The organism is Agrobacterium sp. A3-95 (genome assembly GCF_053521785.1).
In genome coordinates, this window is record NZ_JBNWDR010000001.1 from 1 (window position 1) to 20752 (window position 20752).

The following is a 20752-nucleotide window of genomic DNA, read 5'->3' on the forward strand; positions in this document are numbered from 1 at the left end:
CTGCTGGCGAAGTCGAAGCCGTTAAGATCACGGTAGGCCGGGAAGCGTGCCGTCTTGAGCTGGTAGGCCGTCGATCGCACTTCACGTTCCGCCGTCTCGATGTCCTTGAACTGCTCGGGATATAGCTGCTTTGCGATGTACTGAACCATGGCGAAATCGGAGAGCGTGCGCGACGCACCCTGGTAGACACCGAACAGCTGGCCGTTCTTGATGGCGGGCAATTCGCTCCAGCCCTGACGGGCCTCAAATGCCTTGAGTTTCTCGCCTGCGTCTGCCGCCTTCACCGCCTGTCCCATGGGCAGCGCTGCCGGGTTCTTGTTGTTTTCGCGACCGGAAATGAAGATGGCGTCAGGCTTGGAAGCCAGAACCTGTTCTGGATTGATCGGTCCCCACCATTCGACGAAGGGAGCGGCAATGTTGTCGCCGCCAGCCGCCGTGGACATGGCGCCCCACATGTTCTTGCCGTAGGTGAAAGAATATTCGGCCGGGCCCTTGTTGCCGAACTCGACATAGACCTTCGGTTTCGGCTTTCCGGACTTGGCAACCCGGTCAGCGACCTCTTTCAACGAACCGGCATAGAAGTCGGCAATTTCCTTGCCACGCTTCTCCTGGCCGGTCAGGTCGCCAAAAAGCCGGGTCGAGGCGACGTGCCGCTCGACCGTCTGGGCGTTGTAGTCGACGACGACGACGGGAATGCCTTCTTCTTCCAGACGATCGGCATCGAGACCAAGCGCTTTGTATTGCCAGTCTGCCAGAATCACCAGATCGGGATTGAGGCTCAACACTTTTTCGACCGAGAAAGTCTGCGCTTCCACTTCACCGACATCGGCAATGTCGGCAAGCGAGGCGCGATGCGCGAGGTGCATCTTCCAGTTGGCGGGTACCCAGCCTTCCCAGGCTTCGCGAGAAATGCCGACGACGGAATCATAGGCTTTCTCGCCGCCGACCGCCATGTAGTCCTCGAAGTAGAAACCGAGAACAACGCGCTTTGCTGGAAGGTCAACCTTCACTTCGCGTCCGATGACATCTGTGATGGTCTTTTGTTCAGCCATAACATAAGGGGCGGTAAAGAGAATAGACAAGAGCGATGCGGCAAGGCCGCTCATAAATGATTTTGGGGTCATGATGCGATCCAGAAGTTGAAACAACGTCGCTCTATAAAAGATGATTAAAGGAGTCAACTTAATTGTTGGATCGCATAAGTTACTAATATATAGACAAAAAATGTGATTTCCGACGAACCTCGAGAGGGAGAAAGCGGGTCGCCTGATGAAAGACAGGCTGCGTCGTTGAGAACTCAACAGTTAAGAAACCAAGCGTTTGGGCCCCGTCCGGACCGTTGCGCGATCAGAACAGAACGCAAAATCCCGCTTCAGGAGATCGATCAGCAATTTTGCGGACGTTATGCCCGACCGTTTTCAAAACTCGTTTGAAGCAATTGTGAAGTCGTCGGCGATCGACATGTGTTCGACATTTTCCCAGGTCTGGTCCATGGCATAGGTCTCAGACAGATAGGGGATGCCGATATGGCCGTAGCGGACGGAAAGCTGGCTCTCAGCCGCCTTTTCACCGAGATACGCGACGCGGCCGAGATAAAGCGCGGTCGCAAGGCCTGTCCTGTCCGCACCGGACTTGCAATGGATGAGGATGGGCTTCGGCGCATCACGCATGATCGCGACCAACTGATTCACCTTGGTCATGTCAAGTTCGTGGCGGGCTGACATGCCAAAATCGATATGGGTCAACCCAAGCTCGCGCGAGGTTTTGATCTCATCCTTGTACCAGTCCTCGGATTCATTCTCTCCGCGCAGATTGATGACCGTCTTGATGCCATGGTCCCTGGTATAGCGGACCAGCTGCTCACTGCTTGGCTGGTTGGAGCGGTAAAGCTGCCCTGCCACCACCTCGTGAAAGTTGCCGAGAAGCTGGATGGCGAGGAGATAACCGCCTGCGGCAAGCACAGCAATACCCATGCCCCCCAAGGAGCACTTCCATAATCTTCGCATAATAAATCGGTTCTCTCATTGGACGAGACAACCGATACAGCTGGATTCTGACAGTAGGCTGAAAGTTATGCGACAGTATTGTAAGAGTAGAAAAACTGCGTTTCGTCAGCGCACGAAAACGTAGACCGCATAGATGGCGATGAGCGCTGCGGCCACAGCGGCGGCAATAACACCAAGGCGTTTTTCGATGAAGTGGCGCACCGGTTCACCGTATCTTTGCAGCAACCCGGCGAGGATGAAAAAGCGCGCGCCGCGCGTGACGACAGCCGAGAGAATGAAAAGGCCTAGGCTGATATTGGCCGCACCGGAGAGGATGGTGACAACCTTGATCGGCGGCAGATGCGCAAAGCCAGATGTCACCAGCAGGAGAATGATGGTCTCGTAATTTACCGAATTCTTGAGCTGCTCGAAGCTGTCCAGCTTGCCGTAAAATTCCAGAATTGGCCGCGCGATACTCTCGAAAGCATAGTGGCCGAGAAACCAGCCGGCAATGCCACCGAGAACGGAAGCGACCGTTGCGACGAGCGCATAAAACATCGCCTTTTTTGGCTTTGCCATCACCATGGGCAGGAAAAGCACATCCGCCGGCACAACGAAGACGGAGCTTTCGACGAAGGCCACGATCGCCAGCCACCACACGGCGCTTTTGCGCGCGGCAAGCGCCATCGTCCAGGCATAGATGTTTTTCAGCATTTAATGTCCTCGGGAAGATCGTTTTAGACCGAAGGTAAGGCGGGAGCCAAGGCATCTCAGTGGCGGTTTGTCAGCGGCGGACGGTCTGACTATCGACCGCCGCCAAATCAGGATTAGAGACAACGCAAGAGAATGGCAAATGTTGGAAGATTTATTTTTTGCGTTGCGGCAAACGAGAAAAACAAACAATTCCAGACCGCAGCGGCGGATGGTTGCTGCGATGCGAAATTTCATCCTCAGGTAGATAAACCGGCCTTTTTGCGGTAGAATAAGGTGTGGCGGAAAGAGGAGGAAGTTATCATGGACTATGTAAGCTTCATTACGTCGATCAATCCGGTCATACTGGTCATCCTGCTGATTGTTCTTCTCGCAGGCGCCTACAGCAGCTGGGTTTCCCACTGACAAAGGCGGGCAGCAGCACCGGTCCGAAAAGACGCTGATTTTCCATCGGCGGTAGGCATTCGGCCGGATGGATGTTATCAAACCCGGAGTTAAAGCAACTTCCGGGAAGCCTGATGTCGAACGAATTCGCATTCACTGATACGTCTGAAAAGCTCAGCACCACGCTCGAAAAGCTGATTGGGAAACTGCAAGGTCAGACGATCACATTGCGCGAGCTGATGGAGGCAATCGGCGAACAGGGCCTGCTGCTCATCTGTGCCATAGCTTCCCTGCCCTTCCTCATTCCGGTCTCCATTCCCGGCGTCAGCACCGTGTTTGGCGCAGCGATCATTCTCGTTAGTCTGGCCATCACCCTCAACCGTCTGCCATGGCTGCCGGCCAGGATTCTCGACCGGCAGATGGAAACGGCAAAGCTGGTGCCGGCACTGCAGAAAGGCGTCGCCATCGTCTCCAGGCTCGATCGCTTCATCCGCCCGCGCCTTCCGGCGCTGACGGCGGGCATCGTCGCCAATAGAGTAAACGGACTTGCGCTGATGACCGCTGGCGTGTTGCTGATGATGCCGCTCGGCTTCATTCCCTTCTCCAACACCCTGCCTGGCGTCGCCATCCTGCTTTTTTCGGCGGGTATGATCCAGAGGGACGGTGTGACCGTTCTCGGCGGGTATCTGTTTCTCATCCTGACAGCGATTTATTTTGCAGCACTCGCCTACGCCGCCTTCTGGGCTGGACAGGGCCTCAGCAGCTCGATGGGCGGCTGAGCCTTATTGTCCACCTCTATTGCGGGTGTTGTGACCATTGCGTCGCGATGCCCACCAGACTGCCAGCCGCCGCCGCCTGCGGCGAACCGCCGGCAAATCGTGGGAAAGCACGATAAGACCAAGCGGGACCATCCAGAAACCGAGGATGGGCAAAAACCCGAGCGTTCCGCCCACCACCAGCGCCGAGCCGGTGGCGATCCTGCCGACGCGCGAACGCGGCATTGCGACGCTCCATTTTCCGAGATTGAGACGACCCGTTCTGTGGTCCATTCCAAATTTCATTCCATACTGCCCTTTAACATCTGGCCTGTGGATAATTTTTTCACCGTCGATAAGCCCGGAAAATCGGGACTCCTGCGAGATAAAACAAGATGAATGCGTTTTTTTTGAAAAAAGCGCTTGGCAAATCGGAAAAGCATTTGTATTACCCCGCTCACACCGCGCCAAGCAGCGCACGTTCCCTGGTAGCTCAGCGGTAGAGCATTCGACTGTTAATCGACAGGTCGCCGGTTCGAATCCGGCCCGGGGAGCCATTTTTTCCAAAATATGGCATGACGAGCGAGATGCCGCAGCATTCGCTCTATATCGATCTTGGCATAGGCGCGTAGCTGGGCGCTATTGACCTCAGGTCTTCTTCGCCACACGCTTCGTCGCAGTAGACGCGTTGGTGAGTGCCGGCGGATCGCTTGCCGGGAAACTTTCCTCCAGGCTTTCGGTCAGGTCGTCGTCTCTTCGGCTGGTCTCCGCTTTTTGCTCTTTCTGAAGAGATTTTACCGCTGGTGATTTGGCATTTTTTGCCGAAGCCTTATCCGCAGTCACCTTCTTCTGGACCAAGGGCTTGGCGGCAGCGGGTTTCTTCGCGCCATTTTTGCCATTAGTCTTTCCGGTTTCCGTGCTTGCCGAGACCTCCCGTTCCGCCTCCATCCAGTGGCGTTCGTGATGTCCCTCCGGCCTGCCTTCCCTCTCCCATATTGCGCGGGCTTTTTCGCGGATTGCTGCTTCGCGATCATGGTTCATAACGTCCTCCTCTTTGCGTCGCATCGGCTTTGACTGTGCCAATTGAAAAACAGAAATGGCCGGAAATTGTTCCGCGTCCGGAGATTGCGCATGCGCATTTCCCTGAAAAAAGGGAACCCTACTCACTGCAGGATCGTTTGTCCGGCAGGAACCCGCAGGAGGACCATCCATGAGCGATCCGAAACAGAAGAAAAACGAACCTCTCGATATCAAAGACGAAGATTTGCCGCGTTTTGAAACCGACAGCGAACTCAAATCGAAAGAAAGTGAGATTTACCCCGATGAATCGATAAGCCTGCGCGCACGCCGGCAGGCCGCTCGGCAACATGAGGATGCCTTCATCGTCGCCACAGACCTTGAGGATGACGACCAGCGCGATGCGGCACCCGGCACAAGGGAACAGCCATAGGGGCCTTAAAACGCATAAGGCGGGCCACAGCCCGCCTTTATAAGGATCGTAGTAAAGTTGGTCCGGTCTTCAGCGACGCACGGAAACGATGGCCTTGCGGTTGAAGTTCGACACCTGCACACGACCGGACTGATTGCCGCCGAGAATTTGCGCTGTCTTGCCGCTCATGCTCTTCAATATTCCGGCGTGATAACCGCGGCCGTTGCGAATGACGACAACATCGCCCGGTTTGGCGGCGGCGACGGGAACGGCATAACCGAATGACGTCCAGGATTTTGCAAATCCGTAGGATTTGGGCGATGCGCGCCCGGCCTTGCTGGCAACGGCATGCAGGAACAGGCCACACCACGGTGTGCTGCGGGGATTTGCCCCAAGAATATCCTTCAGGCTCTTGTTGTTTTTGGATTCATGCAGTCCGGTGTATTTTTCAGCCTGGTTCAGCATGCCAGCCGACGCGGGTGCCACGACTGTAAAAGCCAAGGCAGCGGATAGAATTAACGCGGATACTCTCAAACGTCTCGCCCTTATGTTAGAGGGCGTCCGTGTATTGTGACAATTTAGCGACAATTTGACGAGAAAAGGGCAGAAATCAGACGGCTATTCATGTGGACTGATCTGTCATTGCTTTAAAACAGGCTGCCCTGTGCATCGTCAGCACGGCTGCGGCCGGCATTTTCGAGATCGAGCATACGTAATTTGGTGTTCGTTCCACCCGGCGCGGAAAAGCCACCCAGCCGGCCGCCAGCCGCCAGAACACGGTGGCAGGGAATGATCAGCGGCACGGGATTTTTCGCCATGGCCTGCCCGACGTCGCGGGCCTTTTCCATGGAGAGGCCCAGCGTTTTTACGATACCGCCATAGGTCGTCGTGCGGCCCCAGCCGATATGCCGTGCCACCTGATAGACATCTAGAAAGAACCGCTCCTGCCCGGCAAGATCGAGTTCCACGGGCGTAAAATCAATCTCTTCACCATCGAAATAGCGGGTAACCATCGCAATCGCCTCACGGGCGCGTGTGTCGGGTACAGCAATGGAAGATGACGGCAGGCGTTTCTGGATAAGTTTCTCGGTTTCACCGGCATCTGCGCTGGGCAATTGCAGACGGGCGATACCGCGCTCTGCCCATGCGAGGCCGCAATGGCCGAGAGCTGTCGGGAAAACAATATAGCCGTAGTGGTTGGTCATTGCCGTATTCATCCGCTTTGCACGCGCACGATGCCATATCCTGCGTTCGACACAACCCGTTTCTGGCGGCGGATAAAACAAGGCCACCCGGCTTTACGGGTGGCCTTTCACATCCCAATCCGGCAACGCTGTCAGGATGCAAGTTTACCCTGATCTTCCACCTTGTTTCCGGCCTCCAGGAGGCATTGCGCCTGCCGGCTTGCGGTAACGAAGGCGGCGCGCGCAATCTCTCCAGCCACGTCCCCCATCAGCGAGGCGCGGCACAGACGCAGGGCCTGCTCATGCGCCTTGTCACCGCGTTGTGGCCATTCGTGCTGCAGAAAATCGAAGGCCTCGTAAACGCCGTTGAAAATCCGGGGAGCACCGTTTTCCAAGGATATGGTAACAGGCTTTTCCCACTTAACGTCTTTCAGCAACATTGATTGTACTTCCATGCTCTATTAACCAGCGAAAAACGCTGGCTCCTCCAGTTGGTTCCCTTCACTTTCGGTTTCAAGGTCGAAAAAATAGCCCTCGAAAAACCATGTGCCTCCAGCTTTCCATTCTATGCGATTTGAGGAACAAAGCGTTTCAACACTCGTTCAAGCGGAAGTGAACCGGATCCCTTCATGCCAACAAAATCCTCTCCTGTTATCGTCTGGTTCCGCAAGGACTTGCGCCTTGCGGACAATCTCGCCCTTCTCGCAGCGGTGGAGCATGGCGGCCCCGTCATACCGCTCTATATTCGTGAGACATCCAGCGGCCCGCTGGGCGGCGCGCAGGAATGGTGGCTTCACCATTCGCTTGCCTCTCTTTCCGCGGCGCTGGAAAAATGCGGCAGCCGTCTACTGCTCAGAAGCGGCAACGCAGAGGAGACGCTGCGCCGGCTGATAGCCGAAACCGGCGCGAATGCAGTCCTCTGGAACCGTCGCTATGAGCCGACCGGCATGGCAACGGACAAGGCACTAAAAGAGGCGCTTGGGGACGACGGCCTGACAGTTCGCAGCTTTGCCGGACACCTGCTGCATGAACCATCCCGGGTTCAGACCAAATCCGGCGGTCCCTACCGGGTCTACACGCCCTTCTGGCGGGCTCTGGAGGGCGGCGAGGAGCCACATACGCCGGCGGATGCACCGCAGAGCCTGAAAGCACCTGAGACATGGCCAAAATCGGAGAAACTCGATGATTGGAAGCTTCTGCCGGTCAAACCGGACTGGGCGAGGGATTTCAGCGAGATATGGACACCCGGCGAAAATGCCGCGCGGGAAAAACTCGATGATTTCATCAATGGTGCCTTGAAGGGTTATGAGGAAGGCCGCGATTTTCCGGCGAAGGACGCCACGTCGCTTCTTGCGCCGCATCTGGCGCTCGGCGAAATATCGCCCGCCGCCGTGTGGCATGCGACGAAGGGGCTCTCACGCCATATCGCGTCCAACGATATCAGCCGTTTCCGCAAAGAACTCGTCTGGCGGGAATTCTGCTACCATCTGCTGTTCCACTTTCCCGAGCTGGACGAGAAAAACTGGAACGACAGCTTCGACGCCTTCGGCTGGCGGGACGATGACACATCCTTCAACGCCTGGACGCGTGGCATGACGGGTTATCCGATCGTGGATGCCGGCATGCGGCAATTGTGGAAACATGGCACCATGCACAACCGGGTGCGCATGATAGTGGCATCCTTCCTCATCAAACATCTACTTATCGACTGGCGCAAAGGCGAGAAGTGGTTTCGCGATACGCTTGTTGATGCCGATCCGGCCTCCAACGCTGCCAACTGGCAGTGGGTGGCGGGTTCGGGCGCGGACGCCTCGCCGTTCTTCCGCATTTTCAACCCCATATTGCAGGGGGAGAAATTCGATGCCGAGGGAGACTACGTGCGCCGCTTCGTGCCGGAGCTTGAAAAGCTTGAGCGAAAATACATCCACAAGCCGTTTGAAGCACCGAAAGAGGTGCTTAAAAAGGCGGGTATCGAGCTCGGCAAAACCTATCCTCTGCCGATCGTCGACCATGGGAAGGCACGGGAAAGAGCACTTGCGGCCTATGCCGAAGTGAAGAACAACGCATAAAATTGGGTATCGGCAAAATTTTGCGTGGCGAAGCCTAAGGCGGGAAGATAATTTCTTGCCTTGAGGCGGTTGTAACGGGACATAACGGCACCTAATTTCCGCTCAGACAAGAAGGCTCAATCATGACCATTCATCCCTCTGCGCTCAGTGCTATCGGCAACACGCCGCTTATCCGTCTGAAAGCTGCCTCTGAAGCGACGGGGTGTGAAATCCTCGGCAAGGCGGAGTTTCTCAATCCCGGCCAATCGGTGAAGGATCGCGCCGCGCTTTACATCATCCGCGATGCGGAACGGCGCGGACAGCTGCGGCCGGGCGGCACCATCGTGGAAGGCACGGCAGGCAATACCGGCATCGGCCTGTCGCTGGTGGCCAATGCGCTCGGCTACAAGACTGTCATCGTCATTCCCGAGACGCAAAGCCAGGAAAAGAAGGATGCGCTGAAGCTTCTCGGCGCAAAGCTGGTCGAGGTTCCGGCGGCACCCTATTCCAACCCGAACAATTACGTGAAGGTTTCCGGCCGCCTGGCAAAACAGCTGGCCGCGACGGATGAAAACGGCGCGATCTGGGCCAACCAGTTCGACAATATCGCCAACCGTCAGGCCCATATTGAGACAACGGCACCGGAAATATGGGACCAGACGGACGGCAAGGTCGATGGTTTCATTTGCTCCGTCGGTTCCGGCGGAACGCTTGCGGGCGTGGCTGACGGCCTGCGCGATTTCAATCCCGACATCAAGATCGGCCTTGCCGACCCTGAGGGCGCCGCCCTCTACGAATTTTACAAGCATGGCGTCCTGAAGTCGGAAGGCTCCTCTATCACCGAGGGCATCGGACAGGGGCGCATCACCGCCAATCTGGAAGGCTTCGCGCCGGATTTCTCCTATCGTATTTCGGATGCGGAAGCCCTGCCGGTGCTGTTCGATCTGGTCACGAAAGAGGGTCTTTGCCTCGGTGGCTCCTCCGGCATCAACATTGCCGGCGCAATCCGCCTTGCCCGCGAGCTTGGTCCAGGGCATACAATCGTGACGATACTTTGCGACTACGGTAATCGTTATCAGTCGAAGCTGTTCAATCCGGATTTCCTGCGCTCCAAGGGGCTTCCGGTTCCCCAGTGGCTGGCAACGAAAAGCGAGATTGCGGTTCCGTACGAAACCGTTTGAGGACATGCCGAAATGCCTGTGAATGCCCTGTTCCGTGACGATTTTTATCTTTCCACCGCAGAAGCGATCGTCACGGCGGTGCATGAGGATGGCGGCCTCGAGCTCGACCAGACCTGCTTTTACGCCACGTCCGGCGGCCAGCCGGGCGACAGCGGCTTTCTCGAGCGGGCCGATGGTTCGCGCATCGAACTCGGCATTACCAAAAATGGCGCCGACAAGAGCGTTATCATCCATGTGCCGCTGGAAGGTCAGCCTTCCCCCGAGGTCGGTGAAAAACTGACCCTGCATGTAGACTGGCCGCGCCGTTACAAGCTGATGCGCATGCACACGGCCTGCCATCTGCTATCCGTCGTCTGCCAGTGGCCAATCACCGGTGCTGCCGTCGGCGAAGACGAATCGCGCGTCGATTTCGACATGTCGGAAACCATCGACAAAGATGAAGTGACGGCAAAGCTGATGGAACTGGTGAAAGCCAACCATCCCGTTTTCCTGCAATGGATTACCGACGAAGAACTTCAGGCCAATCCGGGCATCGTCAAATCCAAGAATGTGCGCCCGCCAATCGGCCTTGGCCGGGTCAGCCTTGTCTGCATCGGCGAAAATTCCACCATCGACAGCCAGCCCTGCGGCGGCACCCATGTTTCCGAAACGCAGGAAGTGGGCGATATTCACATTGCCAAGATAGAAAAGAAGGGCAAGGAGAACAGGCGGTTCCGCATTCGTTTCGGCACGCCTGAAGCTGCTGCCTGAAATCAGGAGAGACATCGTGAGCACGGATAAGAGCCGTTTCGTCGTTTCGGCGGACTGGGTAGAAAAGCAGCTCGGCACGGCCGGGTTTCGTCTCGTTGATGCCTCGTGGTATCTGCCGGCGCATAAACGCAACGGTGCGGAAGAATTTGCGGCGGGTCACCTGCCCGGTGCCGTGTTTTTCGATCAGGACAAGATCGCCGATCATGCAACCGGATTGCCGCATTCCCTGCCCTCGCCAGAGTTCTTTGCGGAACAGGCGGGAGAGCTTGGCCTCAGCGACACCGATACCATCGTGGTCTATGATGGCCCCGGTTTCTTTTCCGCACCGCGCGTGTGGTGGATGCTGCGGGTGATGGGCGTGCGCAAGGCCTACGTGCTGGATGGCGGTCTTGACGGCTGGAAGCGCGAAGGCCGGCCGCTAGAAACCGGCACGCCGGAGATCGAACCCGCCACCTTCACACCCGATTTCAACGAAAAGCGCGTGACCTCGCTATCGACCATGCGCGGCATCGTTGACAGTGGTGAAAAGCAGATTGCCGATGCCCGCGGCGCGGGACGTTTCACCGGCGACGAGGCCGAGCCGCGTGCCGGCATGCGTTCAGGCCATATGCCTGGTGCTCGCAGCCTGCCCGCCACCGCATTTTCCGAGAACGGCCACTTCAAGGACCTCACCGCCATCCGCAAGATGGTGGCGGATGCCGGTATCGATCTTGGCAAGCCAGTGGTGACGAGCTGCGGCTCGGGTGTTACCGCCGCCGTCATTACGCTGGCGCTGGAATCGCTCGGCCACCAGGATAATTCGCTATATGACGGTTCGTGGTCGGAATGGGGTGGACTGGAAGACACGCCTGTTGTCACCGGCCCTGCCGAACCTCTTCCCGTGGTGTCACATGGGCCGTTGAAGGCGCATGTCACGCAGCTTGAAATGACGGCGCCGCCGAAGGTCAGCCTTGCTATCCCCGTCAACATCCAGACGGCACTGATGCGGGTCACCGATATTCCCTTGCACTTCTACCGCTACATGTACTGGCGGGTGGGAAAACGTTGGCACTGGCAGAAACGCATGCGCATGAGCGATGCGGAACTGTCCGCCGTCCTCAAGGACCCGAAGAACAGCGTCACCGTCCTTTATATGAATGGTGCACCCGCCGGTTTCTTCGAGCTGAACAAGGCAAGCGACGAGGTAACCGAGCTTTCCTATTTCGGGCTTCTCGAAGAGGCAATCGGTGCTGGCGTCGGCAAGTGGTTCCTGTTGCAGGCGCTTTACGCCGCCTGGCAGGACAATCCGAAGCGCGTGACGGTGACCACCAACACGCTTGACCATCCCCGCGCGCTGCAACTCTACCAGATGATGGGATTTTCGCCTGTTGGTACCTATGAGGCCTGGGTAGAGCCGCTGTCCGATACGGAGCTTCTGGAAATCTCGCTGCGCAACTGAGTTCGTCACGTCGGGGATGGTCCGCGCTATTCCCCGGCTGTAGAGCAGATCCGACTACTCCTCCCTCATTCCTGTGCTTGTCACAGGAATGAGGGAGTGGGAGGCAACCGCGTATGATACCATTGTGCAGTTTGCGACTCAGGCTTTATCGATAATCAAATGGGTAGCGCCCTCGCCGGCCACTGTTGCGGTGCAGCGATAACCAAGCGCAGGCAAATCCAGCCCGTCGAAGAGGTTTTCGCCCTTGCCGAGAAACACCGGGGCCAGCGCCAGATGCAGTTCGTCGATCATGCTTCCGGCCATATATTGCCGAATGGTCGAAACGCCGCCGCCGATCCGGACGTCCCTGCCGTTTGCCGCCTCCAACGCCATGTCGAGGGCGGCCTTGATGCCCGTGTTGACGAAATGAAACACGGTGCCGCCCTTCATCGCAAAGGAGGCGCGCGCATGGTGCGTCAGCACGAAAACCGGCACGTGATAGGGCGGCTCTTCCCCCCACCAGCCCTTCCAGTGTTCATCCGGCCAGGCACCGCGGATAGGGCCGAACATGTTGCGGCCCAAGATCCAGGCGCCGATATTTTCGAAACTCTTCTCGGAAAACTGCTCGTCCGTGCCGGTCGAGCCGCCTTGCTTGCCGAACATGCGGTGAAAGGTGCGGGTCTTGAACGCCCATTGATGCAGCATTTCGCCATTCACACCCAGCGGGTTCTGAAGACTTTGATCCGGCCCGGCACCGTATCCGTCAATCGAAATGGCGAAATTTCGAACGACAACCTTCGGCATGGCAATATCCTCCCGTTTCAAGAGGACAGGTTGCCGTGCATCCGGTAACTGGCCTCAGATTTCTCTTTCCAGAGTGACGGCCGTCGGGGTATGCCCGCCGGCGGAACCTTTGTCTTCGGTAACGCTGTTGAGGAGATGATCGGCAATCAGCTCCGCCTGGAATTTACCCAGCTCGTAGCAATAGGTGATCTCACGTTTTTCGGCCGACCAGGAGACATCGGGACGCCCGCAGGACTTCGCCGTCAACTTGACCTCGCCTTTCAAGCCGTAAACGCCGAAACTGCGGCTGATAAGATCGAGAACCTTCGATTCCTTGACCATGATGGCGTAAGGTTCCAGCTCAGGATCGCGCGGCGGCACGTAGCTAACGGTAAATCTGGATGGTGTCTGCGCGCGGTGGGGCGTCAGAAAATCTTCCCACGCCGATGCGATACGCGGATAGGCGGCGCCACATTTGGCAAATTCGTCATTGGCGAGCCCCATCATGGCGGCAAGATCGCCATAGCCGTCCTTGTCGCGGCCGACCATCAGGCAGGCCATGTTGCGATCGCGGCTCCTGTCGGGAACAAGTGCCGAAAACACCGGTGCTTCGTGCTCGGGCAAAGCCTCCGTCTCGCGCGCCAGATACCAGCTGTCGGTAGCATTGACGAGTGCGGTATCAAGCCATTCCTCGTTGGCCTGAAGGATGAGCGTGCCCGCCAGCTGATCGGCAGGTGCTTGCGCGCTGCCGGTCTCCGGCGCGCCGAAATCCGAGATCAGCATGCGTGCACCCTCGTGATAAAGCGAGAAGATCGCATTGCCGATGACGAAATTGACCGCTTGCTGGAGCTGATCGTCGGACAGGCCATCGAGACCGGAGGCGACCTGCGCCTGCGCGTCGATCGGAACCGTCAAAGAAACGAAAGCCAGCGGAACAGCGGCCAGAAAACGACGGAACATAAAATCAGACCTTCCGGGATCGAGGAGCGCCACTGATTCCCGATGCTAACGAGTCACGCAATGGGCTGGTTGCATCACCCGTCAAGAATCGGGTGGATAGAGGTCTGTTTCGGGATCATAGCTGCAAAGAAGCAACGCCGATCCCAACAGAAGGACCTCGCCATGACCGATCTCGTCTTTACAGCAATGCCGGCTAAGGAAGCTGAGGCTTTCCGGGCGGGAGCCGCCGACGCCTATGGCAACCCGCCGGAAAAGGCCGTTTCTCCAGGTGGCATGCCGTGCCGCCATTGCCTTTCCCAGATTAATGAAGGCGAAGGAATGCTGATCCTCGCCTACCGGCCCTTCCCTTCGCTCCAGCCCTATGCGGAAACGGGGCCAGTCTTTCTTCACGCTGAGGCCTGTGAGCACTATCCGCAGACAGATGCCCTTCCCCCGATGCTTAACGGCCCCGATTATATCGTTCGCGGCTATGGCACTGACGACCGCATCGTCTACGGCACCGGAGCGGTGACGGCGACGGACGAAATCCTTTCACGCGCAGCGCATCTTCTGGAGCGGGCAGACGTCGCTTATGTGCATGTGCGCTCCGCCCGCAACAATTGCTATCAGTGCCGTATCGACACAGCATAATCGCGCGATTACTTGCAATTTTAAGCAAACGGCTAAACGGCTCTCAAACTTTCTACGTCATGATGCAAGCATCGGAAACAATTGATTTGAGTAGCGAAATGGCAAACAACCTCAATATGGCGACTCGCACTGCGACCCGTAGCAAGACCCGGATCTACGCGACCGTGCACTATTTCAGCCAGTCGACCCGAGGCCGCGTGGTGGACCTGTCCGCCACCGGCATGGCGCTCGAACTGGACGGACCTTTCGCTGCCGCCAAAGGAAGCCGGGTGAAGGTGCAGAGTGAAGATCTGGGTTTCATTGAGGGTGTCGTGCAATGGCAGCACATGAACCGGCTCGGCCTGCAACTCAAACTTTCCACCAACACGCTGGCACAGCTGTCGTCTTATTTCCGCTTCTTCCACGAAGAAGTAAAACCGACTCTCGCCCGCTAAGCAGACGTTTCCGACAAGGGGAATGCGCAGACCGGACATAGCGCATTCCCGAAGCGCGCCATGCGCGCGCGGCCACCTTGTGGCAAAAAATTTATCAAACGGTTGAAAACTGGCCCGTCCGTCACGGGCTTGTCATTTTGATGATGGACTCCTCGGGGATTGCTTCTACCTTGTCGTTTTCCTGACAGAGCAAGCTTCATACGAAGGAGTTCCCATGTCGTCGCTTCTCGCTCTCCACCCCATCACTCGCCGTTCGCTTCTGGGTGGCATCGCCGCCTCTTCGGCTCTGGTGCTGTTGCATCCGTTCGCCGCGCGCGCCGCAGCCAACCAGGCGCATCTGCGCATCATGGAAACGACTGACATCCACGTTCACGTCTTTCCCTATGATTATTACGCCGACAAACCGAACGACACGATGGGTCTGGCGCGCACCGCTTCGATCATCGGCGCCATCCGTGCCGAGGCCGGAAACTCGATGCTGGTGGATAATGGCGACTTCCTGCAGGGCAACCCGCTCGGCGACTACATAGCCTATGAGCGCGGCATGAAGGCCGGCGACAAGCATCCCGTCATCAACGCCATGAATGTCCTTGGCTATGATTGCGGCACGCTTGGCAACCACGAATTCAATTACGGCCTCGACTATATGTCCAATACGCTGGCGGGCGCCGGTTTCCCTTATGTCTGCGCCAACCTCACCAAGGGTCAGCTGGCTTCCGATCCCAAGCAGGATGAGCTGTTCTTCAAGCCTTACGTCATCCTCGAGAAACAGATCCGCGATGGTGCAGGCGTAACCAGTCCGGTCAAGGTCGGTATCATCGGTTTCGTGCCGCCGCAGATCATGATGTGGGATTCCAAGAATCTGGAGGGCAAGGCCCAGACGCGCGATATCGTCGAGGCGGCCAAAGCCTGGGTTCCGGTCATGAAGGAAGAAGGTGCCGATATCGTCATCGCCCTTTCCCATTCCGGCATCGATGGCAAGGGCCAGACCGATCGCATGGAAAACGCCTCGCTTTATCTGGCGGGCGTGGAAGGCATTGACGCCATCTTCACTGGTCACCAGCATCTGGTCTTCCCCGGTCCGAAGACATGGGACGGCATCGAGGGTGCGGATGCGGTCAAGGGTACGCTGATGGGCAAGCCGGCCGTGATGGCCGGTTTCTGGGGCTCGCATATGGGCCTCATTGACCTTCTGCTCGAAAAGGACGGCAAAAGCTGGAAGATCGTCGATTTCACCTCCGAGGCCCGGCCGATCTACCACCGCGACGACAATCGCAAGGTCGTTGCAGATGTCACGGACAAACCGGAGGTCATAGCCGCCGCCAAGGCAGATCACGAAGCGGCGCTCGCCTATGTGCGTCGCCCGGTCGGCAAGACGTCGGCGCCACTCTATTCCTACTTCGCGCTGGTGGCCGACGACCCGTCCGTGCAGATCGTCTCCAATGCCCAGACGTGGTACATCAAGGACATGCTGAAGGAAGGGCAATATAAGGATCTGCCCGTGCTTTCGGCAGCAGCGCCCTTCAAGTCTGGCGGTCGCGGTGGTGCGGATTATTACACCGATGTCCCTGCCGGTGACATCGCCATCAAGAACGTCGCCGATCTCTACCTCTACCCCAACACGGTGCAGGCGGTGCTGATCAACGGTGCGCAGGTGAAGAACTGGCTGGAAATGTCCGCCGGCATGTTCAACACGGTCGAGGCCGGCGCAAAGGATGCGCCGCTCCTAAACGCGGATTTCCCGTCCTATAATTTCGACGTCATCGACGGTGTCACCTACCAGATCGACATTTCCAAACCGGCAAAGTTCGACAAGGACGGCAAGGCCGTCAATCCCGACAGCAACCGCATCGTCAACCTGCAATTCGACGGCAAGCCGATCGACCCCGAGCAGAAATTCGTGGTGGCGACCAACAATTACCGTGCAAGCGGCGGCGGAAAATTCCCCGATATCGCCGCCGACAAGGTGATTTTCGTGGCGCCCGACACCAACCGCGACGTGATCGTGCGCTATATCATCGATCAGGGCACCATTAACCCGTCGGCGGATGCCAACTGGTCCTTCGCACCAGTTGCCAATACGACCGCCATCTTCGAGACTGGTCCGAAGGGTCGCAATTACGCGGCTGACATCAAGGGTGCAAAAATCGAGGATGCCGGCGACGGCGCCGAAGGTTTCGCAAAGTTCCGCCTCGTTCTCTAGAGCTTGCAGCCCTCCCGGCGTTTCATCGGCCGGGAGGGCATTTACTCAATTGCGGTCACTGACGATACGCAACAACAGTGGCAGTTCCGGCGGTGGCTTCTGCTCGATGCGTTGATAGTCGCTGCCATCGCGGTTACGGCGGATGAGCCGGAGACCCGCCATGTCACGCCGCAGCATCGCGGCATCTCCAAACAGGTGCAGACCATCGAGAAAGCTGCTGAATTCGCGCTCTGAGAAACTGCGACCGGCCGGTATTCTTGCCCACAGATACCAGAGGCACAGTTCCTGCTGCGAGCGGCGGGCCGGCCATTGCACCAATCTACCGGCAGCATCGACAGTCCGCGCGGTCTTCAGCACCCTGCCCTCATTGGCAGGCATTGTCTCCGGTCGTGTCTGCGGTGGCGGCAAGCCACTTGCTACGGGTGGCGTGCGCGCGGCGCGCAGATGCTGAAAGTTGCGAAACCCGGCAGCCCGGCTCAGAAGATTGAGCATCTCCACATGGCTTGGCTGGCGGTCCAGCCTGCCGATTTGTTCGCGTAGCGATTTGGCAAAGGTGGAGAGGTCGGCGATATCGATGGAAAAGATCGAACGTGGCATGACTTACCCTCGAGTGCCATTCCGAAGAAGTGTCGCTGATCGCCGGCTTCCGACTAGGCACGGGATAAGTGCTGTCAATCTTTCAAAATTCAGGTTTAGCTTCCCTTGCGGGACGGCGATGCCTCGGTGAACTGCTGACCGTGTTTCCTGTATAAGGCAGGCCATTCACCTTCGTCAATTGGTCACTCAATCAACCCATGTCACTCGGCGGCGACAGAAATAGTCCGCTGTTTGCCTCCGGCAATTATCCTGTTGAAATCCTTCTGGTTCGGGCATGCCGACAGACGCTGCTGAAAGGCCGTGGCAAGCCACTGGCCAGCGGGACCGGCGGGTGAATCCACCCGGCGCAGCGCAAAGATCGGATATTCGCCCTGCTCATAAGCTTCAAGATCAAGTGCCTTCAGGCTGCCATTGGTCAGGTCGTTGCGCACGATCGATGCGGGCAGACCGCCCCAGCCGAGACCGCCCTTGATGAGCTGGTATTTCGTGGCGATGTCGCTGACCCGCCATGTCTTGTAGGACAGCACGTTGAAATCGCGCCCCTTGGTCAGCCCCGACGCATCGGTGACGACGAGCTGGACCTCCTCGCGGACATCGCCCAGAACCAGCGGCCTCTCGATCTGTGCCAGTGGATGATCGGCGGCGACGACCGGCAGCATGAAGGAATGGCCGACCTTTTCGACGACGAGTTCGTCATCCTGGCGCAACAGCGCCCCGCCGATGCCAATCCCAGCCTTGCGGGAGAGCACCATATCCATAACCATGCCCAACTCACCCACATTGAGGCTGAGGGTAACGGTGGGGAATTCCTTGCGAAAATCGCGAAGCACCGCAACGACGGCTTCCGCCGGTACCATGGTGCTGATGGCGACAGAAAGCTCGGCCTCCAGCCCCTGCTTCAAACCCTTGGCACGCGCACGCATTTCCTGCAGACCGGCCACGATGCGCCTTGCATCTTCCAACATGGCGCGACCCTCGTCCGTCAATCGAGGCTGGCGTACGCCATTGCGCTCGAACAGGGTGACTTCAAGCTGCGCCTCGAGATTGGCGATGGTGTAGCTGACAACAGACTGGGCGCGATTGAGCGCCCGTGACGCGGCAGAGAAACTTCCGGTTTCGGCAACCGTCAAAAACACCTGCAATTGGTCGAGCGTCGGGTTCGCGTCCATGTTCCATCCATTTCATCGATAGTTCGCTTCCACATTATCACAGTTTTCTTGATAGCATCAATTGGTCATATAGGGGGCAAAGGAAGGGCATCGTGCTCTCCCGCCCTCCCAAGGCGCCCGTCAATTCATCGCTTATGCAAGGAAAGACCATGTCCAACATTCTGCTCATCACCTCCAGCCCGCGTGGCGACGAATCGGTTTCCAACAAGTTTTCCGGCGAACTCGCAAACAAGCTGAAGGCCAAGTCGGCTTCCAACACCCTTGTCCACCGCGATCTTGCTGCCGACCCCATTCCGCATCTCGACACCGTCAAGACCGCTGCGATCCGCAAGGCTCCAGACCAGCGCACGGCTGAAGAAGCGGTTGCAGCCGATTATTCCGACAAGCTGGTTGCAGAGCTTATGGCCGCCGACACTGTCGTCATCGGCACCGGCCTCATCAACTTCAATATCTATTCCGGCCTGAAGTCGTGGATCGACAACGTCGCCCGCGCTGGCCAGACCTTCAAGTACACAGAAACCGGCCCGGTTGGTCTTGCCACCGGCAAGAAGGTCTACATCGTGCTGGCCGCCGCCGGCGTTTATTCCGAAGGCCCGGCTGTGTCGATGAACCACGCCGTTCCCTACCTCAAGACCGTTCTTGGCTTCATGGGCATGACGGATGTTGAAGTGATCTATGTCGAAGGTCTGGCATTTGGCCCGGAAGCCGTTGAAAAGGCCGTTGCGGCAGCCGAAGCAAAGGTTGCCGAACTGGCGCAGGCCGCCTGAGGCGCCAATTGACACGTGGTGATGCCGGCTCGATTGCCGGTATCAGCCGACCCACATTCCGTAACGGCCGTGCACCTGATCGCGGCCGTTATTTTTTGCCGCATAGAGCCGCGCATCGGCTTCCGATAGCAGCGCGCGGAAAAGCTGCCCGTCCTCGAAAGCCGTGGCGACGCCGATGCTGACAGTCAGCGGCGAACCGTCTGGCCGTTGCAGATCCTTCAATATCGCCGTCCGCAGACCTGCTGAAAAGGCAAGTGCCCCCTCATGGGTCATCGTAGGCAACAGGGCCACGAACTCCTCGCCGCCGAACCGGTAGAGATGGCCGTGCGGTTGCACGATGCGTTTCAGAACGGCGGCGAATTCCCGCAACATCTCATCGCCCTGCAAATGCCCAAAGGTATCGTTGACGGTCTTGAAGTGATCGATATCGACGATCAGCACGCTGACGGGACGTTTCTTTTCCAGACATTCCACGACGACGGACGGCGCATCGAGTTCCATGCGGGCGCGGTCAGACACACCGGTCAGCATGTCGCGGCCGGAACGGGACAAAAGCTCCTCGTAGCGTTCCCTGAAGGTGAGGTCGTTGAAGACATCGGCAACGCTGCGGCGCGTCAGGAAGCGGCCTTTCGCCGCCGTCAGCTTCAGATAAATGGCAAAGAGCAGAGCATAGATGGCAACGGCCACCATCTTCGCTTTCCAGCCATCGTAAAAGACATCGACCGGCGCGTTCAGCATATATCGCAACGCCGCGTAAAAGCCTGCCTGATCCAGGCTCAAAATCACCACGCCACAGATTGCAAAGCGCAGGACAATATGGCGCTGCAAATAGCGTCCCAGCTTTTCGTAAAACAGGATGATGGCGATGGCGTCGATATAAAGCAGGCTGGTTCCCCAAACCATCAGCACGCCCATCTCATCCAGAAATCCGGTATCTACCGACTGTCCGGGGACAATTGCCACCGTCGGATGGAAGCGGATGATCTGCACCATGATGATGGTGAGTATATTGCCGAGAAACAGGCCGTAGATCGGCTGGCGGACGACTGCCGCATCCTCGCGCATATAGAGCATGAGGATCATCATCAGTTTGCCGGCAAAAAGGATCGAGGAGCCGGGTGATACCACGCCAAATGGCAGCTCGACGTAAAAGACCGCCGCCAGGTAGGTTTCCAGGAAATGCATGACGCCCAGCGCGGTGAGAAAAACACCGATGCCGAGAATATGCCGGTAATGAAGGAATGCCGTCATTACCGAAAAATAGACGATGGCTTCCGCCACAAAGAGGGCCAGATTTGCCCATTGCATCGGCATACGCCCTATCGATCCACATCGCGCCGGTTCATCGGCGCGACTTCATGCCCT

At 57.6% G+C, this 20752-nt stretch carries 23 protein-coding genes and 1 tRNA gene; 11 read left to right on the forward strand and 13 right to left on the reverse strand.

Annotated features, from left to right (window positions below; translation table 11 throughout):
* The 3 genes from ACQZ5Y_RS00005 to ACQZ5Y_RS00015 form a co-directional block, all read right to left on the reverse strand.
* A partial coding sequence (locus ACQZ5Y_RS00005) for an ABC transporter substrate-binding protein (protein WP_419462419.1) occupies positions 1-1106 on the reverse strand: 1106 nt, incomplete at its 3' end.
* A gap of 312 nt (positions 1107-1418) precedes the next feature.
* Positions 1419-1973, reverse strand: a complete 555-nt coding sequence (locus tag ACQZ5Y_RS00010; protein WP_003512595.1) for a dual specificity protein phosphatase family protein — start codon at positions 1971-1973, stop codon at positions 1419-1421.
* Positions 1974-2111: 138 nt separating this feature from the next.
* Positions 2112-2699 carry a YqaA family protein gene (locus ACQZ5Y_RS00015; protein ID WP_174049347.1) on the reverse strand — a complete coding sequence of 196 codons (588 nt, stop codon included), beginning with the start codon at positions 2697-2699 and terminating at the stop codon, positions 2112-2114.
* A gap of 515 nt (positions 2700-3214) precedes the next feature.
* Between ACQZ5Y_RS00015 and ACQZ5Y_RS00020 the strand changes: the two genes are divergently transcribed.
* Entirely contained in the window at positions 3215-3859 is a 645-nt protein-coding gene (locus tag ACQZ5Y_RS00020) for an exopolysaccharide biosynthesis protein (RefSeq protein WP_003512591.1), read from the forward strand.
* Between the two features lie 3 nt (positions 3860-3862).
* Here the strand turns inward: ACQZ5Y_RS00020 and ACQZ5Y_RS00025 are convergent, their stop codons facing one another.
* A complete protein-coding gene (locus ACQZ5Y_RS00025; protein WP_174049346.1) occupies positions 3863-4141 on the reverse strand; it encodes a hypothetical protein in 279 nt (92 codons plus the stop codon).
* A 176-nt stretch (positions 4142-4317) separates the two neighbouring features.
* Here ACQZ5Y_RS00025 and ACQZ5Y_RS00030 point away from each other — a divergent pair.
* Positions 4318-4392 (forward strand) — tRNA-Asn (locus ACQZ5Y_RS00030).
* A 91-nt stretch (positions 4393-4483) separates the two neighbouring features.
* On the opposite strand, the gene ACQZ5Y_RS00035 is transcribed toward ACQZ5Y_RS00030, so the two are convergent.
* Positions 4484-4876 (reverse strand): DUF2934 domain-containing protein, encoded by a 393-nt coding sequence (locus ACQZ5Y_RS00035; RefSeq protein WP_065688224.1) that lies wholly within the window; start codon positions 4874-4876, stop codon positions 4484-4486.
* A gap of 169 nt (positions 4877-5045) precedes the next feature.
* Here ACQZ5Y_RS00035 and ACQZ5Y_RS00040 point away from each other — a divergent pair, with 169 nt between their 5' ends.
* On the forward strand, positions 5046-5285 hold the full coding sequence (locus tag ACQZ5Y_RS00040) for a hypothetical protein (RefSeq protein ID WP_013635919.1): 240 nt from the start codon (positions 5046-5048) through the stop codon (positions 5283-5285).
* Positions 5286-5354: 69 nt separating this feature from the next.
* Here the strand turns inward: ACQZ5Y_RS00040 and ACQZ5Y_RS00045 are convergent, their stop codons facing one another.
* The 3 genes from ACQZ5Y_RS00045 to ACQZ5Y_RS00055 all read right to left on the reverse strand — a co-directional run bounded on the left by ACQZ5Y_RS00045 (position 5355) and on the right by ACQZ5Y_RS00055 (position 6888).
* A complete protein-coding gene (locus tag ACQZ5Y_RS00045) occupies positions 5355-5798 on the reverse strand; it encodes a TIGR02594 family protein (protein ID WP_174049345.1) in 444 nt (147 codons plus the stop codon).
* 113 nt (positions 5799-5911) lie between these two features.
* A complete protein-coding gene (locus ACQZ5Y_RS00050) occupies positions 5912-6469 on the reverse strand; it encodes a methylated-DNA--[protein]-cysteine S-methyltransferase (RefSeq protein WP_111783320.1) in 558 nt (185 codons plus the stop codon).
* A 131-nt stretch (positions 6470-6600) separates the two neighbouring features.
* Positions 6601-6888 carry a DUF982 domain-containing protein gene (locus ACQZ5Y_RS00055; protein ID WP_003512562.1) on the reverse strand — a complete coding sequence of 96 codons (288 nt, stop codon included), beginning with the start codon at positions 6886-6888 and terminating at the stop codon, positions 6601-6603.
* A gap of 189 nt (positions 6889-7077) precedes the next feature.
* On the opposite strand from ACQZ5Y_RS00055, the gene ACQZ5Y_RS00060 reads away from it, so the two are divergent.
* From ACQZ5Y_RS00060 to sseA, 4 genes are all read left to right on the forward strand, one after another.
* A complete protein-coding gene (locus ACQZ5Y_RS00060) occupies positions 7078-8517 on the forward strand; it encodes a cryptochrome/photolyase family protein (protein WP_174049344.1) in 1440 nt (479 codons plus the stop codon).
* Between the two features lie 122 nt (positions 8518-8639).
* On the forward strand, positions 8640-9677 hold the full coding sequence (locus tag ACQZ5Y_RS00065; RefSeq protein ID WP_003512558.1) for a cysteine synthase A: 1038 nt from the start codon (positions 8640-8642) through the stop codon (positions 9675-9677).
* A gap of 12 nt (positions 9678-9689) precedes the next feature.
* On the forward strand, positions 9690-10427 hold the full coding sequence (locus tag ACQZ5Y_RS00070) for an alanyl-tRNA editing protein (protein WP_065658041.1): 738 nt from the start codon (positions 9690-9692) through the stop codon (positions 10425-10427).
* Between the two features lie 16 nt (positions 10428-10443).
* The gene (gene sseA / locus ACQZ5Y_RS00075) at positions 10444-11865 is read left to right on the forward strand and encodes a 3-mercaptopyruvate sulfurtransferase (protein ID WP_025593211.1); all 1422 of its coding nucleotides are present in this window, start codon (positions 10444-10446) and stop codon (positions 11863-11865) included.
* A gap of 138 nt (positions 11866-12003) precedes the next feature.
* Here the strand turns inward: sseA and ACQZ5Y_RS00080 are convergent, their stop codons facing one another.
* A complete protein-coding gene (locus tag ACQZ5Y_RS00080; protein ID WP_174049343.1) occupies positions 12004-12648 on the reverse strand; it encodes a dihydrofolate reductase family protein in 645 nt (214 codons plus the stop codon).
* 54 nt (positions 12649-12702) lie between these two features.
* On the reverse strand, positions 12703-13587 hold the full coding sequence (locus tag ACQZ5Y_RS00085; protein WP_174049342.1) for a DUF4344 domain-containing metallopeptidase: 885 nt from the start codon (positions 13585-13587) through the stop codon (positions 12703-12705).
* A gap of 162 nt (positions 13588-13749) precedes the next feature.
* On the opposite strand from ACQZ5Y_RS00085, the gene ACQZ5Y_RS00090 reads away from it, so the two are divergent.
* The 3 genes from ACQZ5Y_RS00090 to ACQZ5Y_RS00100 all read left to right on the forward strand — a co-directional run bounded on the left by ACQZ5Y_RS00090 (position 13750) and on the right by ACQZ5Y_RS00100 (position 16854).
* The gene (locus tag ACQZ5Y_RS00090; RefSeq protein WP_174049341.1) at positions 13750-14217 is read left to right on the forward strand and encodes a DUF1203 domain-containing protein; all 468 of its coding nucleotides are present in this window, start codon (positions 13750-13752) and stop codon (positions 14215-14217) included.
* Positions 14218-14315: 98 nt separating this feature from the next.
* Positions 14316-14651: a PilZ domain-containing protein gene (locus ACQZ5Y_RS00095; protein ID WP_019565441.1), complete on the forward strand. Its 336-nt coding sequence runs from the start codon at positions 14316-14318 to the stop codon at positions 14649-14651.
* Positions 14652-14865: 214 nt separating this feature from the next.
* On the forward strand, positions 14866-16854 hold the full coding sequence (locus tag ACQZ5Y_RS00100) for a bifunctional 2',3'-cyclic-nucleotide 2'-phosphodiesterase/3'-nucleotidase (RefSeq protein ID WP_003512549.1): 1989 nt from the start codon (positions 14866-14868) through the stop codon (positions 16852-16854).
* 45 nt (positions 16855-16899) lie between these two features.
* Here the strand turns inward: ACQZ5Y_RS00100 and ACQZ5Y_RS00105 are convergent, their stop codons facing one another.
* Together ACQZ5Y_RS00105 and ACQZ5Y_RS00110 are read right to left on the reverse strand one after the other, a co-directional pair.
* Positions 16900-17451 (reverse strand): DUF2087 domain-containing protein, encoded by a 552-nt coding sequence (locus ACQZ5Y_RS00105; protein WP_111783152.1) that lies wholly within the window; start codon positions 17449-17451, stop codon positions 16900-16902.
* Positions 17452-17651: 200 nt separating this feature from the next.
* Positions 17652-18620 carry a LysR family transcriptional regulator gene (locus ACQZ5Y_RS00110; RefSeq protein WP_080798799.1) on the reverse strand — a complete coding sequence of 323 codons (969 nt, stop codon included), beginning with the start codon at positions 18618-18620 and terminating at the stop codon, positions 17652-17654.
* 149 nt (positions 18621-18769) lie between these two features.
* Between ACQZ5Y_RS00110 and ACQZ5Y_RS00115 the strand changes: the two genes are divergently transcribed.
* A complete protein-coding gene (locus ACQZ5Y_RS00115) occupies positions 18770-19387 on the forward strand; it encodes an FMN-dependent NADH-azoreductase (RefSeq protein ID WP_003512545.1) in 618 nt (205 codons plus the stop codon).
* Between the two features lie 42 nt (positions 19388-19429).
* Here the strand turns inward: ACQZ5Y_RS00115 and ACQZ5Y_RS00120 are convergent, their stop codons facing one another.
* Entirely contained in the window at positions 19430-20695 is a 1266-nt protein-coding gene (locus ACQZ5Y_RS00120) for a GGDEF domain-containing protein (RefSeq protein WP_035251754.1), read from the reverse strand.
* Positions 20696-20752 lie beyond the last annotated feature (57 nt).